General features: G+C 39.6%; 14 protein-coding genes. 3 read left to right on the plus strand and 11 right to left on the minus strand.

The genetic code is table 11. The features are described 5' to 3' along the window. Nucleotides 1-22 precede the first annotated feature (22 nt). Nucleotides 23-1,267 carry a FecR family protein gene (locus ACSZOX_RS02040; protein WP_437918079.1) on the minus strand — a complete coding sequence of 415 codons (1,245 nt, stop codon included), beginning with the start codon at nt 1,265-1,267 and terminating at the stop codon, nt 23-25. A gap of 151 nt (nt 1,268-1,418) precedes the next feature. Then, complete coding sequence (locus ACSZOX_RS02045; RefSeq protein WP_437918080.1) at nt 1,419-2,021, minus strand: RNA polymerase sigma factor; 603 nt, start codon at nt 2,019-2,021, stop codon at nt 1,419-1,421. A 460-nt stretch (nt 2,022-2,481) separates the two neighbouring features. Between ACSZOX_RS02045 and ACSZOX_RS02050 the strand changes: the two genes are divergently transcribed. Continuing rightward, complete coding sequence (locus ACSZOX_RS02050; protein ID WP_437918081.1) at nt 2,482-2,670, plus strand: hypothetical protein; 189 nt, start codon at nt 2,482-2,484, stop codon at nt 2,668-2,670. Between the two features lie 188 nt (nt 2,671-2,858). Here the strand turns inward: ACSZOX_RS02050 and ACSZOX_RS02055 are convergent, their stop codons facing one another. The 9 genes from ACSZOX_RS02055 to ACSZOX_RS02095 form a co-directional block, all read right to left on the minus strand. Continuing rightward, the gene (locus ACSZOX_RS02055) at nt 2,859-3,305 is read right to left on the minus strand and encodes a hypothetical protein (protein ID WP_437918082.1); all 447 of its coding nucleotides are present in this window, start codon (nt 3,303-3,305) and stop codon (nt 2,859-2,861) included. A 313-nt stretch (nt 3,306-3,618) separates the two neighbouring features. Beyond that, nucleotides 3,619-4,053 (minus strand): hypothetical protein, encoded by a 435-nt coding sequence (locus ACSZOX_RS02060; RefSeq protein ID WP_437918083.1) that lies wholly within the window; start codon nt 4,051-4,053, stop codon nt 3,619-3,621. Between the two features lie 891 nt (nt 4,054-4,944). Beyond that, entirely contained in the window at nt 4,945-6,435 is a 1,491-nt protein-coding gene (locus ACSZOX_RS02065) for a TlpA family protein disulfide reductase (RefSeq protein WP_437918084.1), read from the minus strand. A gap of 189 nt (nt 6,436-6,624) precedes the next feature. Then, on the minus strand, nt 6,625-8,160 hold the full coding sequence (locus ACSZOX_RS02070) for a PKD-like family lipoprotein (protein WP_437918085.1): 1,536 nt from the start codon (nt 8,158-8,160) through the stop codon (nt 6,625-6,627). 10 nt (nt 8,161-8,170) lie between these two features. After that, on the minus strand, nt 8,171-8,935 hold the full coding sequence (locus ACSZOX_RS02075; protein WP_437918086.1) for a DUF4843 domain-containing protein: 765 nt from the start codon (nt 8,933-8,935) through the stop codon (nt 8,171-8,173). A gap of 34 nt (nt 8,936-8,969) precedes the next feature. Then, nucleotides 8,970-10,490: a RagB/SusD family nutrient uptake outer membrane protein gene (locus tag ACSZOX_RS02080; RefSeq protein WP_437918087.1), complete on the minus strand. Its 1,521-nt coding sequence runs from the start codon at nt 10,488-10,490 to the stop codon at nt 8,970-8,972. An 11-nt stretch (nt 10,491-10,501) separates the two neighbouring features. Then, a complete protein-coding gene (locus ACSZOX_RS02085) occupies nt 10,502-13,870 on the minus strand; it encodes a SusC/RagA family TonB-linked outer membrane protein (RefSeq protein ID WP_437918088.1) in 3,369 nt (1,122 codons plus the stop codon). Nucleotides 13,871-13,959: 89 nt separating this feature from the next. Next, on the minus strand, nt 13,960-15,090 hold the full coding sequence (locus ACSZOX_RS02090) for a FecR family protein (RefSeq protein WP_437918089.1): 1,131 nt from the start codon (nt 15,088-15,090) through the stop codon (nt 13,960-13,962). A gap of 184 nt (nt 15,091-15,274) precedes the next feature. After that, nucleotides 15,275-15,871 (minus strand): RNA polymerase sigma factor, encoded by a 597-nt coding sequence (locus ACSZOX_RS02095; protein ID WP_437918090.1) that lies wholly within the window; start codon nt 15,869-15,871, stop codon nt 15,275-15,277. Between the two features lie 417 nt (nt 15,872-16,288). Between ACSZOX_RS02095 and ACSZOX_RS02100 the strand changes: the two genes are divergently transcribed. Both ACSZOX_RS02100 and ACSZOX_RS02105 read left to right on the plus strand, forming a co-directional pair. Next, nucleotides 16,289-16,888, plus strand: a complete 600-nt coding sequence (locus tag ACSZOX_RS02100) for an RNA polymerase sigma factor (protein WP_437918091.1) — start codon at nt 16,289-16,291, stop codon at nt 16,886-16,888. A gap of 87 nt (nt 16,889-16,975) precedes the next feature. Further along, nucleotides 16,976-18,160: a FecR family protein gene (locus ACSZOX_RS02105; protein WP_437918092.1), complete on the plus strand. Its 1,185-nt coding sequence runs from the start codon at nt 16,976-16,978 to the stop codon at nt 18,158-18,160. The last annotated feature ends 37 nt before the right edge of the window (nt 18,161-18,197 follow it).

Raw genomic sequence — 18,197 nt, forward strand, 5'->3', positions numbered from 1 at the left:
TCTACGTTTAGGTTGATTCACTCTAATCCATGATATACACCTCCTTCCCTCGGATATCAAATTTCAGTTTGCTCATCTTTGCTATTATTTCCAAAAGCTCTGGTAGTTTTTTCTTTCGGGAGATCTGCCCCCAGAATTTGTCTGTTGGCACAGGACCTTGATACAGTATATCTACATCATACCAGCGGCTGATCTGCGACATTACCTTTTCAATCGGTTCGTCTGCAAAATAGAAGACATTATTTTTCCATGCGAGTGTTGCATCCAAATCTGCCACATCTTTGGTCAATCCTCCCATGCCCAACAATGCTGCTTCGTTCGGCTTCAAGAACAGCTCCACCCCAGCATATACAGATTTAACCTTCACACTTCCTTCGATCAACGTCGTACGTACGCTCTCCTCTTCTGGATAAGCCGAAAGATTAAATTCTGTTCCATATACGCGAAGTTCCTGCTGCTGCTTTCCCGAACCACTAACAACAATAAATTGCCTTTTTTTGTCTTTAGCTACGTCGAAGTAGGCTTCACCTTCAAATGTAACACGTCGCTCATCCGCCGTAAATGTAGTCGGAAAGCTCAACTTAGAATCCGCATTGAGATGGACAATAGTACCATCAGAAAGCACCACTTTATACGTCCCACCGCGCGGTGTTCTTATCGTATGAATATGGTTTGCAAATCGCTGATTGCCCTTCAAATCGGACAAAAACCGCAAAACTAAACTTCCGTCAATAGATCTTTCCATTGTAACGCCCTCTCTTTCGAAGGTTTTACCCGCAGCAAGATTCGCTAAAGCAATACGAGTACCATCAGCCATTTCCAGTACAGCTTCCTCTTGGGCAGGAAGTAGATCCTCCGAATGCGCTGGCCCTTCGACGATCTTTTGTTGGGTTTCCTGCTTCGGCGCTGTATCCGTGAGAGTCCATTCATGCTTCGTAATTGTAGTTTTATCAATTAAGAATGGCATGAGTATGAACAAGAATAAGGCTGCGACGCCTGCCCATTTCCAATAATTAATTTTTCGAATGGGCCGATCTATTTGCTCTAAAGCATATATCGCCTCTAATATCTGTTCTTGTTTTTCTGGTGCTATATCGACTAATTTCTTTTCTTGATAAAAAGCATCCAAAATTTCGGCATCCAATAACTCCTGCGATTGTTCACTTTCGAAATAGCCATCCAACTCCGCACGTTCCTCCGCGGTTTCCTGCCCGCTTAAACAGCGGTCTAGTAGGTATCGTAATTTATTATCGTTTGGGGTATCCATCTGTATCGTGTTTAGCGGAGTGAGCCAACTAAAAATATTCTAAAAAACAACGGTAATAAAAATCAGATTTGCAACACAAAGCTGATTTTATTGCCGTTGTATAAATATGACAGTTGAAAAAATACTTTGGGGGGTAAGGATTAAAAAAAAATTAAAAATATTTTAAGAAAAAGTGAAGAAGCACAACAAATGGCATTTCTTTCATGTTAGCAAGGCAATAAGCACGGATGCTTTTCATAGCCTGATCCAAATTCCACTTAACGGTTTCAGGGGATACATGAAGTATATTCGCAGCTTCATCCCGCTTAAGGTATTGCTCTCGGATCAAGCGATAGGTTTCCTTTTGCTTAGGAGGTAACCGATCAACCGCTTCTTGCAGCATGCGTTGAAATTCTTTATCCTGCACCAAATAGTCTGCCTCGGGATAAACACGTATTAAGGCAGCCCGTGCCTCCTCTTGCGCATAAGCCTTATAGCTGTCCTGTTTTTTAATAATATTCAGGGTAATATTCTTTGCCAGAACATAAAGCCAAGCTTCAAAATTATCAAGAGAATGGAGAAGATGTCTGTTAATCCAGACTTTGACAAAAGTGTCCTGCACAATATCTTCAGCCATCCATTCATTGTTAGTCACGCGCAATGCCGTGGTGTAAATATTAGGACGATAAGTATCAAACAAGCTTTTAAACGCTGACTCATCGCCATCGCCCACTTGTTTTAAAACGACATTACTAATCTCCTTAACCATGCTCATTTGAATTTACCTCAGGCAATAGCTTCCGCTCATCACCATTCAATCGTCCGCAAATATAACAACGTTCACACTAAAGTCTATAATTTTAATAGATTTTATTTATACTCAATATAAAACTTCAAAATACGTATAGATGTAAACCAGTATTTGTGAAATTATCAGCTTTACTACTTGTATCAAAATTCAAAAATAACCAGCAAATATCCAACAACACCATTAAAAATCAATAAAATAAACAGAAAATAAAATTAAAAACGATAAAAAAAATCAATATACAGTTGCGCAAACACACCAAAAACTTTCCCAGCTCGGATCAGCCCCCCCCTGTGAATTCACTTTTTGACTATATTTTCAATTATCTCCATTTCTTTACTTTTTTAAATGTGAAAAAAACCAATTATGACAGGCTATTTCCGACTGACTGAACAAAAATAGGCAGCTAATCAACAAAAAAAAGTGCTTGAACCGACTTGTCGGACGATTGGCGGGTGATGGTTTACATCTTGTCGGAGACTGTCGGATGGATAACCTTTCTTCTGGTCTTCTTATAACAAACACGCTATCATCTTCGCTAATTGTTCGGTCGCTGAAGTACATTTATGATACTCCCGTTATACTGTTTGGTTACTTCAGTAAAGAAAATGTATAACGACAGTAAGAAAAAAGTAAAGCGGCGATCGAAGAAAGGGCGAAGTTGGTCCGAAGAAAGTCAGAACAAAGGCAGAACAGAGCTAGAACAACGATCGAAGAAAAGTTGGCTAGACTTAATACTTTCTTCATCTTCAAAACAATCATAATGCAAATATTGCATTACCTATTTGCCCTATATCTGCATTCTTATTCATCAGATTCTGTGAAAGATTCTTTATCCAATTGAAAGTAAAGTATAGCATGGATAACTATTGACCAAATTAACAAAAAAACTGCCAATGGTATTTTAGTTTCATTCATTATTAGTATAAAGACCAATCCATATCCTGTGATCACTATAACAAAAGTGTTCCAAGCTATGTATAAGCCTAAACTTTTAAGGTATGTAGGCTGATGTTTAGCTAACCAATGATCTTTCAATAATTGAAAAGGCAGTAGACTAAGTAATCCAAATGCTGTGCCTGCAAATAAAAAATTAGGACTTATTTTATTCCAATAGGCTTGCACACTGATAAACCGTTCTGCATAATAGGTATACTCTCCAGAAATCATTTTAGGCCAATAATCAGAAGTGATCAAAATCGGAAAAATCAGGTAAGCTACCACTAAATTGACAAGAAGCTTTTCTTTCATAACTTATGTATTTATCAAGGACAATTCGAAGATAATGTATTTAATGGAAATTCGTTTTCAATTACACTTGATACTATTCTAGAAACTTTCAATTGAGTGATTAAGGATTTGCCTGAAGTCTTGAAATCATTCTTTCTACATGCATTAAAGAAAATGATAATTAAAAAAAAGATACAGATAAGACAAAAGGTTTTTTTAAATTTCATAAAACGTTTAATAGTTTGGACAGCCAAATATAGCATATATATACATCAAATAAAACAGAATAATTAAACAATTAAAAATGTATAATAAAGAGTTTTCGTAAGCGTATTTATTTGAAAAATTTAACATATAGATATACTATAAGTAGTACAAATAGAATTCCGCCTCCTATGAAAAAGTACGAGCTCCCTCTATGGAGTGCTTTACTAGTGGTAAGCGACTCATAAGTTTCCTCTTTTGTTGAATGGTCTTCGGATAAATATGCGTTGGATTCGACACTTGAGGATCCGGAAGCCGTTTCTGTCACCAGTATGAATCCTGAGGTTGCTCTTAAACCGCTGTCGGGATGGTAGGTAAAGGTGCTGTCTGTCCAGAAATACCATTGCCGATTTTGACTGTCTTGCTGTAGCCACTGGTATCTGTGCTGCACTGTTTTGCTTTCTTCCGTTAGGGTAGTGCTTCTACTCTCCTGCTGTACTTTTTCTTTATACGTACGGCAGGAGAATAATAGTATGATTATTAGTGTTATTGTGATTGTTTTCATAAGGTTTTTATTATGTAATGCCTTTGCTCTAGCAAAGGGCAAAAGCATTACTTTTTTTAATAAAGTTGTGCCCCTCAAATACGAGCTGACTTCTTTTTTGTCCTTTGCCAAGACAGGGCATTACTTTTTTCTTAATAAAAAAGTAATCAAAAAATCAAGGCTAGGTTATTTCTACTATCTTTTATCGTAAATTCTTAAACGAAACAAACTCGCTTCGCTCAGACAGTGTTTCGTTCTTAACAGAATTTCCTGATCAAAGATTTCCGTAGAAAGAACCAAGGCCATTCCTAAAAAGATCGCTTTGCAATGATTTCCTTTCGCAAGCTCTAAAAATCGGTTTCAAGGTGTTATTTCTTGTACAATTGTTTTTCCTTTACAACTTCACGACTTTACAATCAAGTAACCTCGTAACTCCTTCATCACTTCGTAACTAATATCAACGACTTCACGACTTTACGAATCAACGACTTTGCAAAAAATGTAACCTTGTAACTCTTCTATCACTCTGTAACTAATACCTCACTACCCAATCGGATAGTGCGTAGATTGTTGTTTGATGTCGGCGTTTGGATAGTACTTGGTTGTTGACGTTGCCTTCAATGCTGGTGATGTACTTGTCGGTTGTGGTTTTGATGAGGCCGACGTGGTTGATCCGCTTGGCGCTGCTGCTGTAGATGCCGAAGAGATCGGCCGGCTTTGGTGACGACGTGTCGCATCCCGATCTGCTTGTGCAATAGGATCGCGCTGTGGGAAAGAGTGCCGGGCTCCAGTTGCAATTCCAAATGGCGGTTGCTATGAAGAATTATGGTCAAGGAGGGAAAATTAAAAAAAGAAAACTAAAGGGGCTTTCATTTTGATGCCCCTTTAGTTTGATATAAGGTTTATCCCTGATTAACCTTTATGAGGTTTCTTTGCAGCTTCAATAAGTTCTTTCATTTCCATCTTGATGTAATCCACATTTGGTGTTGATCCTGTCAGGAAGTAGCGGATATTGCCTTCTTTGTCGATAACAAATTTTGCAGGTATCCCTTGTACCCCATATTTAGCGGCCATAACCTGACCCGTTTCTGCATCTTTTTGATCGTCATAAAGAACTTCAAAAGGATAATTGTTTTTTTCGATGAAAGATACGACGTTGGTTTTGTAATTCTTATCACGTTCCCAGGTGTTGATGAATAAAAATTGTACATCCGAATCGTTTTCGTATTGCGCTTGTGCAGCTTTCATACCAGGGAAAGATCGTATACAAGGTTGACACCATGTGGCCCAGAAATCAAGTATTACTACCTTACCTTTCAAGCTTGCTAAGGAAACCTTTTCGCCTTTTAAGTTGGTCAATTCGAAAGCTGGTGCAGGTTTAAATGTTGCCATCTCCTTAATATGGTCACGGATTGATTTTACTAACTCTTCGTCCATACGATCAAAGTAGCTTTCGAGCCCACTGTCTGAACCATTCAGGGCTATGTATAGCTCTTTCATCTTATCCTTTTGTGCGAATGTACCTTGCTTGTAGATGATTTCAAGCTGTTGCAAAGCTTCGAGTTTACGTCCTGCAGCTTCTAGTCCTTTGAAGTAGCTACCACTAAAACGAGAAGCTTGGTCAGGAACTAAAGAAATAGCTTTTTCAATGATATGTAAAGCCTCTAATTGTTTGCCCTGAGCGGTGTAAACCTCGACCAACTGACTGACATATCCCGGATAACCAACACCTGCAAATCCGGATTTACCATCTCTTTGCTCTTTCGGCAGACGAATATAGTATTCGGCGTCATCGATGGCTGTCTGGATCAATGGTAAGGCTGTGACGGTATCACCTTGCTGCAAAAATTTTGTCGCTACGGGGATATACCCTTGTGCGCGCCAAAAGCGTTCATTCATCTGTCCTAGGTAATAGATGGCTCTGTCTTTATTGCCCTCATCGGCAAAAGATTTTGCTAAGCTGGCAATCACGTAATCATAGGTAATGTTATTGTCTGAAGTTTTGTTAACAGGCCAGGTTTTGATTAGGTACTTATAGCTTTTTTCCTTCGCATCGGCTCCCTCTTGTTTGTAGTAGACATTTTGGATATAGCTGTCGCGTGCTACCTTGCTTTTAGGGAATTTCCTGGTCGTGATTACACGCAAGGAATCTGCCGATTCTTTTTTCCCCAGACGGCCCAGGTAATCCACTGCACGCTCATAGTCTTCGACCGATTTGGATTTCTTTGTCGCTGCGATAAGGTCTGCGGCCAGACTGTCTTTCGCTTCGGGCGTGCCCTCCCGCAAGACCCTGTTCAGTTCCTGATTTCTACTCCTACTATCGGGAGACTGTGCCCGTAACAATGCGATTGGCCAAGCTGCAAGTAATGCGAATGCCAGAACTATTCCGTAAAATCTGATCATGTTTTTGTGATATTATAATTGTATATTTTGTTGTGTAATGAGCCCGCTGTCACATGTTTATTGAAAAGGCTATCTAACAACGTTATCAATGTTAACGAAGCAATCCGGCGATGTCAGAACGCAGATTGCCTCGTCATATTTCTCGCAAGGAACGCGTTATTTTTAGTAGTACTCGACTTTCTTTAAACCTTAGGTCTTCGGTGCCATACCGATAATCTTACCAAACCCTGTATAGGCCGTATTATAGGTTAGGTCATTCGTGGCAGATACGTCAAAATAGTACACTTTTCCTTCGCTGCCATTCCACGTCGCGACCATCAGCGTAGGCAGATTAGTTCCCCGGGCATCCTTATCAAATTCGATAAAGGTAACCTCTTCTCCCCCACCAAACGTATAGGGAGCCGTATAACTATCCGACAGGTATTCGTAGCGGTATAGGGTATTGCCCGATGCATAGAACAAATAGCCTCCTGTTCCCGAACTTTCCACAGCAGACATCGAGGCGGCATTCGGCGCATGGATCACCTGCTTGCTGATCGTCATGGCCGGAGCCGAGGTGGGTACGGTATTCTTGAAGCGCAAAAGGTAAGGTGTTCCCGCATCATCTTTCATAACTGCATCGTGGTAGTGTTCCTGATAGGACGGAGTCATAGAGAACATATCTAGGCCTACATCGTTCATGTCAAATATATCCTTATTGCTCGCTGATGTAGCGAAGGCACTCAGAGTACTGTAAGTTACGCTGTAAAATCTACGATTTTTATTATCGTACATGACCAGCGGGTGGACAGAAGTGGTATACCTGTAATATGGCGCAAGAAACGGCGCCAGCTCATAGTCATATCCGTTTGCCGGTGAGGCCAGTGGTTCGGCCCATTTTTTAGTACCGGGAAATCCCCCGACATAATTCGTATGCAACAGTCCGTCGTTGATACTAATTCCTAATGCAGTAGCCTGACTTCCTGATGACGACAAGTATCCGCTCCATCCCAGCCACTGCGGCTTGATTTGGGAAGGAGGCGTAAAAAACAGGTAATTGTAATCAAATTTTTTCTCCATCGTCAGGTAATTTATCTCTACCCCATCTGTTTCCGACCAGATGTAGAAGCGTTTCCCCACATCAGACAGATTATCGGTCACGTTGGCTTTTGTGATGGTAATCCCCAGAGGATTGTGGAGCGGGTGCGATGCATTGCGGTCGGAATAAATATTATGGATGGTCGTCCCATCTGTCCGGATCATGGACAGATCCGCATATCCGGCCTTGTCTTCCAGAAACATCCAGCCCGTCGTAAATACATCGCTGATCACCAGATCGTAGAAGTGATACGCGGATACGCCGGTCTTGTTACTCGTGACCTTGTAGGTCAGCCGGTAACTCTCGCCCAGGGTAAAGATATTCCCGTCGATGCTGTAGTTCAAATCTCTGGTGAATGCGATCGTATCATAAGGCTGCGCATAACTGACTCCCTGTGTGTTGCGATAAGCGAACCACAGGTAGCTTACGTCATCGGTATTGCCGTTCAGCTGGATCTCGGGAACGAGAGACAGTGTCTCGTTCTGTGCGATATGTATGGTCTCCGTATTTTCCGTATCCGTGATCACAATATCCCCCAGGTAATCGTAGTCGTAGTTGCCGTCGTCTTTATAGCAGGACGTCACGAAGAGTCCGATCATCAAGAAGTAACAAAGGCTTATATTAAATTCTTTTTTCATCATGAACATATTTTATAGGTCAATTTAATGTTACTCGTTCTCCGTTTTCGTCAATCAAAGGGCCGTTGGCTAGCTCGTATTCGTAGAGCTCTACCTTAGCCTTTTGCCAAATGAAATTTAGAAACTGGGGATACGAAGAAAGACGGGTATTCCAATCCAGTTCGACTCCATCTCTGGCTTCATAGTACGCATCGGCCAAAACGGAGTTCAAAAAGCGGATCTTAGTTTCTGAATAGGTTCCGAAATAGGTTGCCCAAAACGAATCCCATATAGAAGGCTTGGTAAGCTGATCCGTGAAACTGAACCTATACTCCAAAGTACTGTATATCGTACTGGTCACCACATGGTCGTATCCAGGTAGGAAATCATCGGATTCACCGATGTGAAGAAATACCTGATAAGTACTGTCCTTGAGATCTTCAGTGCGGTACAGGATCACTGGAACCTCCGTATTGTAGGAATTGGCCGGGATAATCGCTTCTCCGATTTCAAAATGGTGTCCTTGCGTAGCCGTAGAAGCCTCATCGATAACCAGATTTACCTTGCGGTCATAATCTGTGGCTAGGCCTATAACGTGTAAATTGAGGTAAAAAGTATCCTTCGTGATCGTTTCAGGTTCCAGCGCAAAGCTGCGGTAGATACTGTCTGCAGTACTGCCCGCAGTATTTTTGTAGAAATAAACATAGGCCTTATCCGTATTGTAAATCAGCCGCTCGTCTTTGGCGCAGGAGAAGATGGTGCCGAACGTAACAAATAAAAGAATGCTTTGAAATATTTTTTTCATTTTTTAAATATTAATTTAAACAAAAAACCATTATTTATTCTGCACCTGGGTTGAATTCCAGTTCGTCATCCGGCAATGGCAGTACGTACATACTTTCCGTCATCACATTACTGCTTGGGCTATTCGGAATACTCAGGATATTCTTTCGCTTGAAATAGTACCACAGCTGGCCTTCCGCATAGAACTCTTTACGATACTCTATAGCAATGGCAGCATTCAACTCCTCAGTGGTCCTCACGTCTGTCTCAGTAAGCATAGGAATGAGTCTTGATGTCCGCACGGCATTCAGGTAGCTCAATCCTTCACTGACTGTAGGCGAAGCCTCGGCAGCGATGTAATAGACTTCGGGCAACCTGATCAGCGGAATCAATCTTTGCTTAACATTAGCCGAATTGTCTGCATAGTATTTTTTGGTATACACTATACTCTCCGTCAGCTGGCTCCATCTATTCTGTGCTGCTGTGAGCGAACGGATATCCTGGCCGTAGCCAGAAGCATTCTGCTCATATAGGGAGGATAATATTGTCAAGGTTGTGTACAGATCTGAAGATTCGGCGGTAGTAGTGGTTCCGCTCTTGAAATAGTTGTTGGCTAGCGCATCCATGCCGGTCACGTACAGCGAGAACAAGTGCTCGTTGGTAAAGGTGATGTCCGAACTTTCGGATGTGGCGTCTGTGTTGATCGCTGTCGTAGTCACAAAGGAGACCGACGCGTTATTGATTACCTCCTCCGCATAGTAGAGCGCATTATCCTTGTCCCCGACATACAAGTATACACGAGCCAGCAGCGACTTCACAGCCCAATAGTTGAGGTGATTTTGCCGGTAGGTCATGAAGAGTGCCCAGGTTCCTTTGAGAGAGGTATCTCCCTGGTTGTCGGCGATACGATCCAGCCCCGGGGAAACGGAAAGCAACGATTCTGCCTCCGAGAGGTCAGCCAGGATCAGCTTGACTACTTCTTCCACCGTTAGGCTCTGCGTAGGTGTCACGCTATAGGTAGTGACATAGGGAATAGCTATTCGCCCAGCATTCACACCATCAAGATAGGCCGGAGCATAGAGCCGCAGCAGGTCAAAATGTAAAAATGCACGGAGTGCCAGTGCTTCACCTTTCACGATGTTAAAAGCATTCTCAGAGGTTAGTACCGAGCCGCGCTCTTCGATGTTTTTCAGTATGTAGTTGAGATTTGCGATGGCATTGTACTGATTGGACCAGATGTTGGCGATTGTTTGCTTAACGTTCAACTGACCTGAAAGCTCTTCGGATTCATAGTTGTAATAAGCTGCCTCGCCATAATAATCTGTGGTTTGAGCAGATTTATTTTGATACTGCTGTGCAAGGACATCGACGAATCCGAAACTTAAATTTGTGCCATAAATACTGGTAGAGGTAAGCTTCTGATAAACACCGGTTAGCGCATCTACAAATCCTTGTTCTGTAGAAAATTGATTATCCTCACTAAATTCATTCGATGGTTGTACGTCCAGCCATTTGTTGCAAGCTCCCAACAATAAGATAAGGGATAATGTTATGATGCTGTAAAAAATATTTTTCATGCTTTGATATCTTAAAATGAGGTAGATAGTTGGAGGGTAAATGTCCTACTAAAAGGATAATCAAGGCCTCTCTCCCGCTTAATGCTGCTAATACGGAACACATCGCTTGTGAAAGCCGTAATACGCGTATTACTCAACCGACACCTTCTGTTGAAGGTGTCCTTGAAACGATAATAGACAGATAAACTTTCCAGAGACAATAGGTTGTTATCCTGCACAAAACGTGAGGTAGCGTATGTAGGATCCGATATAGAAACCCCTCTTTCATCCAACAAACCTTTGAAGAAAGTAATGTCTCCAGGCTGCAGCCAACGCTCTTCGGCTACACGTCTGTCTACATTGTAAAGGTCTACATTTACATTTTCTACACGCTCGACCAATGTCTGGTTGTAAGCTTGTCCTCCGTATTGGAATCTGAAATAAGCGTTTAGTCCTACACCTTTTATTTCTAAATTGGCACCAAAAGTTCCTTCTATTTTAGATCGGGTGTCACCTACAATAATCTGATCTACGGGATCATACGTATTGGTTATCTTACCATCTCTCGTGAGATAAATTTCCCGACCTGTAGCAGGGTCGATTCCTAAGGACGGTACAGCCCATATTGCAGTGGTAGACTGTCCCACTTCATATTTAGTCACTGGACGTGAAGAATAAGTTGTATCAGCAGTCTCGTTCAACTTGGCTATCGTATTGGAAATCCGCGAGATCTTATTCTTGACTGAAACAAGATTTAGAAAAACGGAAAGATTATTTCTGTTTGCATTGTCATTGATTACATTGTACCTGAAATATGCTTCCCATCCTTTTGAGTTCAGATCACCAATATTTTCGCTATAGGTGCTAAAACCGGTAGAAGGAGCTGAAGATATTGTTGCAATAGATCCCTCTGTATTTTCAATGTAATAGTTTGCCGAAATATTCAGCTTATTAAATACTGTTAGGTCCAGACCAAGGTTATTTTTTCTAGTTTTTTGCCAACTAAGCGCACTATTACCAAAAGATAACAGATATGTCCCCATGATTCCCCTGTATTCCGAATCATTATAATAGCGACTCGTTGACGTCCCCAGATAACTAGCAAAATTCTGTGATCCTGTATACCCCAGTGAATACCTCAATTTGAAACGGTTCAGCCAGTCTATATTTTTCATAAATGTTTCTTTCTCCAAATTCCAGCCTGCACCAAGCGACCAGAACGGTGCCATTCTATTGTCTTTTCCAAACTGAGAAGATCCATCGAGACGATACGAAACATCCAGTAAATATTTACTGTCATACGCATAAGAACCATTAGCAAAAAGGCCTGCAAGCCTCGTATAGCTTTCTGAACCTTCGGGTGATGTCCCGGAGGGATATTGGAGACCCTGTGTCAGGCTTTTTAGATTTGCATTTGGGAAACCGATTACAGAAAAAAGTTCTGTATCATATTTTGTCTGCTGTAAATTTCCTCCCAATGTCGCAAAAAACAGGTTTCGGCCAATGGATCTATTTAAATTAGCGGAGAGGTTTCCCTCAAATCCAGATCTCTTACCATAGGCTTTGTCGTACGATCCTTTTTCTAATGTGGTAGTTGCGCTAAAGGATGTATGCTGTGCCGGCAAAAACTCATCGCTTTCATCCGCTTGATATTGATACGCAAATGTTCCGTTTAATCGCAGCCAGCTTTTTACTTGCCATTGCGCTGAGAAATTATTAACAAAACTCTTATATCTTGATTGGTCAACAATTCCCAACGTAGCGTTGTATAAAGGGTTAGTGGGTCTGCCAACATAACCGTCCAGATTATCGTAACTATCAAACAGAGTGAGACGATTTCCACTATTATCATATACCTCTTCGAGGTACAGTTTCAGACTACCGTCCTCATTGTAGGGTGTCCAATAAGGGTTTAGTTGAGCATACTGCGTAAAAGATCCGTAAGGAGAATTATTTGCTGTATTACTTATGATGGTCAAGTCGTTTTTAAACTGAAAATTTTTGACACGATAAGACAAAAATGTATTACCGGTCAATGTTTTACGATCAGACCCTTTCATTACCCCTTTGGTATCGTAATAATTCAAACTGACACCATAAAGCGCATTATTGTTTGATCCACCTTCAAGGTATACATTATGTTTTTGTCCAATTCCTGTGCGTAAAGGCAGCGCCATCCAATCGGTTTCTACACCACTCTCAATTGCTTTTTTACGGGATTCGTAATAATAAGCAAGGTTCTGCTCGCGTTGATTCCATCCGTGATAGGTGTACACGCCTGCCTTTTCCTCCAATTCCAACTTTTCACGGGCGTTCAGGATGTCGTATCCGGATAGGTCTGGCATTTCAATAGTCGTATTACCTGTATAAGTAATTCGAATTTGACCTTCTTTGGGTTGAATAGTTTCAATGACGACAACACCATTGGCCGCCCTTGATCCATATATGGATGTCGCGGTGGCATCTTTCAGGAGATTCACGCTTTTGATGCGCGTGATGTCCAGATCATTGATCCGGGTCAGCGATACTTCAAAACCATCCAGGATAAACAAGGGTGTGTTGACACTATTGGCGTAGTTGAACGTGTTTGTTGAAGACGAGCTAATATCAACAAGGCTATTGCCCCCGCGTAATGTAACTTCGGGTAAAGCGTTTGGGTTAGACCCTAAATTGATATTTTCCGGAAGTTGGAAAGAGGGATCCAATGATTTAAGTGCAGTCAGTACGTTGTCACTAGTGACCTGCTGTAACTCTTCTTGCGTAAAAGATCTTGCAGCCCCCGTGTACATTTCTTTTGGACGTTCGAAAAGACCCGTGACGACCACATCTTCTATTTTTTCCGTTTTTTCTTGTAAATAGATAATATATGTGCTCGCTGATGATAATTTGAGAACACTTCTTTCATAGCCTAAAAAGGTTGCTTCAATCTCCCTGGCATACTCAGGAATATGTAAGGAAAATTCCCCATCTTCATTTGTGCGTGTCTTAATTGCTTTCGGTAAAAAACTAATCGTTACTCCTTGTATAAGATCTCTACCCTTTTCAGTTGATACACGACCTGTTATAGTTCGATATTTAGCTTTTGTTTCGTCCATCAAAATGATATTCTTATCTTTATAAACAAAAACGACCCCGGACTGTACGTTGAAGTATGTCTCTAAAACATCTTCCAGATCTGTGTCTTTAAATTTTGGATTAATTTTTTTAGAAAAATTGAATTTTGAGGTCATCGACACAAAATCATACCCGGTCTGTTGTCTCAAGTCGGTCAGCAACTCATCCAGCGTAATATTTTCTTTGTCAATATTGATCTTCTGTTGAGCCGAAACAACGTTAATGAGACATACACATAGTAGTGTGAAGTAAATTTTTATATTTTTTTTACAATCGCTTATATTCATAGCGGTACGGTTTAACGGCAGTATAGCTTGTTAAAAATGTTTAGGTGAATAGTTCTTAATTTAGGTGATTTTATTTTTTTTGGAAAGGTTTAATCAGTCAAATAGACCTCCTTTCCTTTTATAAAATACTTGATATCCTGCGTTTTTTCAAGCATATCCAATACTTCAAACAATGATTTATCTCTGGAAATTTGTCCCAACAGCTTCTTCTCTACCGCAGTTTTTTGATAACGGATTTTGACACCGTACCATTTTTCTAATTCGACACAAACTTTAGTCAATGGGGTTTGTTTAAAATAGAATATATGATTCTTCCAAGCCAATGCGACATCAATATCTGCATCGCCAACATGAAAATCGGATCCTACATTGATTTCCTTCGACGGATGCAACAAAATCGGATGAGGATCTAACCCTAATATTTGAATAGAGCCTTCTAACAACGTAGTAGTACTGGTTACATCATTTTTTAAAGCTTTTATATTAAATTTAGTTCCTAATACTTGAACTATGTAATCCTTCCTATTAAAGTCTCCTGATACATGGACATTAAAGTGACGATCCTTAGATTTTGCGACTTCAAAATAGGCTTCTCCATTTAGATATACATGCATTTGTCGATCGTTGAACGTAACAGGATACTTCATTTCCGTTCCAGAATTCAAGTATACCACCGTGCCATCAAGCAATCTCACAGAAATTCTTTTGCCGAAAGGCACTTTTAACGTGTGATACAATTGTTGAGCACTTAAATTTTTAGTACTATCTATATAGCTGTATGACACACGATCAGATTCTTGCTTAACTAAAATATTACCTTCGGAACTGATAATTGCGGAATCCTGGGCCAACAAACTAAACCGTTTTCCCGACGAGAAAACAAGATGGATATCTTTTGCCCTTAAATCGATATTAGACTCCTTTTTCTCCCTAAAAAAGCCATCAAAATGCTGCGCGACTTGATATTCTATTGAATGCAATGGGAATAAGTCCCTGTAGACATAAAAAGGTAACATCAACAGCAAAACAATCGCTGCAACGTATTTTAAAAGACTTAAGATGTTGATATTACGAACAGTTTTCTCCCGATTTGTAGAAAGACTTTTTTCTATGCGTCCCCAGACTTTATCGGAGGGGGAATGTCCTAAATTATTTTTATAAAAAGCTTGAACGATCTTTCTCTCTAGTTCATCATCTTCTAGATAACGAAATATAGACATCAGAGTATCCCTTTCTTGTATACTTGCAGAGCGGTTCAAACATTTCGTTATCAAATAATCTATATAATCTTTGTTGAAATTCATGATTAGTATCACAATATGCCATCGGTAATTATGGAATATTACTATTTGTTCCTATAATATTAAGACTTCATGAAATGCAACTTTGGGGGGGGGGGAATTATTATTTTTCTTGTAGATAATATAATATCGCAACCAACGGAATATCTTTTAACAATTCAATCATAATTTTGCGGATCTTTTTGACGGACTCATCCAGATTCCATTTAACTGTTTCAGGAGAAACATTCAGTAATTTAGCAACTTCTTTCCTTGATAAACCTTCATTTTTCACCATTTTATAAGTTAACTGCTGTTTTGGAGAAAGATTTTCTATAGCGGTATGGTAAGCCTTCTCTAAATCTACATATTCGGTATCCTTATAATCCATCGCTGCAAAAAATACATCATGAAGTATGAGATCTAAAGGTTCATGAGAAGGTTTTAAACTTCTAATCTTAGTCAAAAACACATTTTTTGCAACCCGGTATATCCATGCATTAAAATCTTCAACATTCGTCAACTTTTCGCGGTAATGCCATAAACGGATAAAAGTTTCTTGCAAAACTTCTTCCGAGACAAATTCATCATCACAAAGATTAAAAATAGTGGAATAAATATTTACTTTGTAGCGTTCATACACCTGCCTATACGCCTTTTCCTTTCCGGCAGCTAAATCCCGAATTAACTCCAATACTTCTAAATCATGATTACTCTCCATCACAGCTTTATATTGACAAAAAAAAACAGTTATTACATCAAATTTGATAATTACTATCCAAAATAAGCGATATTTTTCTCCTTTTCACAAAAACAACAACACTAAAATCAACAATAATATCGTCATTTAAAAAAAACATATATATACGGATCAAATTTTTATTAAAAAAAAAAACGAAGGGTTTCTATTTTTTTTATTTTATACAAAGATAAGTAGGTTTACCCAAAAGTCTATAAGAATAGTAGTTTTTATTTTCACTTTACTTCTTTTCATCCATTAAAGTCTATATATTTGCTCCGGAGACATTCTTTAATGAATGTTTTTTTAGTTGGCTGATTAAACGACATAATTTCATCTAGAACATACATACGGTTAAAGTATTTGTAATTAAATCTTAAAATCGGTATCATTGAGGAAATGAACATATATAGCGAACTTTCTGATGGCCTTTTGGTTGACTTGCTTAAAAAGCAAGACAGTAAAGCTTTTACGGAATTGTACAACCGATATTGGGGCGTTATGTTTAGCCATGCACGTCGTATGGTGAAAGATGATGATTTGGCGCGGGACACCGTGCAAGACATTTTTTCTAACCTTTGGGAAAAACGAGGTAAAAACTTAACTATAGAAAGTTCTATTTCCGGCTATCTCTATAAATCTTTACGATACAAGATAATTAATCTTATACAGCGGCAAAGAGTACGAGAGGACTACCTAGGTCACCTGGAAAGCTGGCTGGATTCAAGCCACAACGATGTAGCAAATTTGGTAGAAACACTTGAGCTAAATCAAATAATCGAGTCGGAAATCGACAATCTACCTCCAAAGATGAAGGAAATCTTTCTAATGAGCAGAAGTGCTTACCTATCGTACAAAGAAATTGCCGAGAAAACCAACATATCAGAAGGAACAGTAAAAAAACAAATATATTACGCTTTAAAAATACTAAAAAGCAAAATAATATATACAATTTCCTTAACAACCATGAAATTTATATTCTGGCTATACCTAAAATAAGTCCCTTTTAGCTTTTTTTCACAACGCATATACCACTATTAACCAAACTAACTGTCTTTACATTTAGACGGGGTTAATTGGACATATATGAACAACAGAAAAAACGATATAAAAAGTTTATTGCAACGATATTTGAAAGGTAATAGCACCGATATAGAAAGAAAATCGATTGAACAATGGTATTCGTACACTGCAAAACAGCAAGCTAACCCAGCAAATAATCTTGACTACGAGGAAATCCAAAAGCAAAGCTTAAGTGAAATACTACACAAAAAGGACGATTTGCAAAAAGGCTCGGGCTTTAGATCTATAAAATATTGGCTTCCTTCTGCTGCCGCCTTATTATTATGCGTTTTGGGTCTCTTATGGTTTAAGTCCGACAATAGAAATACGCTGCCTCAAGAAGTCAGTATTTCGGAAATAACTTCAGGCGACACCAGGGCGACCTTAACTTTCGAGAATGGCAAAAAACTAATATTAAACAACCATAAAGAAGGGATAGAGGTCAGAGATAATATTATCTATGCAGATGGGTCAAAAATAACGGACGATGAGCAAAATTTCGACCAAATCAAACAGCAAAATTTGGTATTATCTATACCACCGGGTGGCACCTATCAGGTTAGGTTGTCAGATGGCACGCAGGTTTGGTTAAATGCTGGATCCCTTCTCCGTTACCCGGTTACATTCGCAGATAATGAGCGTACAGTCGAATTAGAAGGAGAAGCTTATTTCGATGTCAAAAAGCAGCGTACTAAAGCAGGCCAAAATAGACCATTCAAAGTTTTGACCAAGGGTCAAGAAATTCATGTACTAGGAACGGTATTTAACGTCAATGCATATATGGATCAGATTGAAGAAAGAACCGTTCTATTAGAAGGAATTGTTCAGATCAATGCCAAAAACAGCGCGACAAATAGCTCTACAGTATTAACACCTGGAAAACAGAGCACCATCACAAAAAAGGGAATAACAATCTCCAACGCCGACATTTTCGCTACAACGGCTTGGCGCAATGGACGATTTAGCTTTGATGGAAAACCGTTTTCGGAAATCATGGCTGAACTCTCTCGATGGTACAATTTCGATATTAAATACGTAAATGGCATACCCGATGTACAATTTATCGGTGGAGCTCACCGCACAGAAGATATCAGCACAGCATTAAAAGTAATAGAGAGCGCTAACATCTCCTATCGTGCAGAAAAAAACAGTAACGGAAAATACACACTAATTATCACAAATAAAAAGAAGGAGGTGGCAACGAGATAAAAAAGCACCTTAACTAAACACGAAATTAATCAAAAAA

Origin of the sequence: Sphingobacterium sp. LRF_L2 (assembly GCF_965644235.1) — a bacterium.
In the GTDB taxonomy this organism is placed as follows: Bacteria; Bacteroidota; Bacteroidia; order Sphingobacteriales; family Sphingobacteriaceae; genus Sphingobacterium.

Excerpts from the sequence above, each read along its gene's own strand:
- ACSZOX_RS02085 (WP_437918088.1), bottom strand. The coding sequence starts at position 13,870 with ATGAATATAAGCGATTGTAAAAAAAATATAAAAATTTACTTCACACTA.
- ACSZOX_RS02070 (WP_437918085.1), bottom strand. The coding sequence starts at position 8,160 with ATGTTCATGATGAAAAAAGAATTTAATATAAGCCTTTGTTACTTCTTG.
- ACSZOX_RS02045 (WP_437918080.1), bottom strand. The coding sequence starts at position 2,021 with ATGAGCATGGTTAAGGAGATTAGTAATGTCGTTTTAAAACAAGTGGGC.
- ACSZOX_RS02080 (WP_437918087.1), bottom strand. The coding sequence starts at position 10,490 with ATGAAAAATATTTTTTACAGCATCATAACATTATCCCTTATCTTATTG.
- ACSZOX_RS02075 (WP_437918086.1), bottom strand. The coding sequence starts at position 8,935 with ATGAAAAAAATATTTCAAAGCATTCTTTTATTTGTTACGTTCGGCACC.
- ACSZOX_RS02055 (WP_437918082.1), bottom strand. The coding sequence starts at position 3,305 with ATGAAAGAAAAGCTTCTTGTCAATTTAGTGGTAGCTTACCTGATTTTT.
- ACSZOX_RS02060 (WP_437918083.1), bottom strand. The coding sequence starts at position 4,053 with ATGAAAACAATCACAATAACACTAATAATCATACTATTATTCTCCTGC.
- ACSZOX_RS02090 (WP_437918089.1), bottom strand. The coding sequence starts at position 15,090 with ATGTCTATATTTCGTTATCTAGAAGATGATGAACTAGAGAGAAAGATC.
- ACSZOX_RS02095 (WP_437918090.1), bottom strand. The coding sequence starts at position 15,871 with ATGGAGAGTAATCATGATTTAGAAGTATTGGAGTTAATTCGGGATTTA.
- ACSZOX_RS02100 (WP_437918091.1), top strand. The coding sequence starts at position 16,289 with ATGAACATATATAGCGAACTTTCTGATGGCCTTTTGGTTGACTTGCTT.
- ACSZOX_RS02065 (WP_437918084.1), bottom strand. The coding sequence starts at position 6,435 with ATGATCAGATTTTACGGAATAGTTCTGGCATTCGCATTACTTGCAGCT.
- ACSZOX_RS02040 (WP_437918079.1), bottom strand. The coding sequence starts at position 1,267 with ATGGATACCCCAAACGATAATAAATTACGATACCTACTAGACCGCTGT.
- ACSZOX_RS02105 (WP_437918092.1), top strand. The coding sequence starts at position 16,976 with ATGAACAACAGAAAAAACGATATAAAAAGTTTATTGCAACGATATTTG.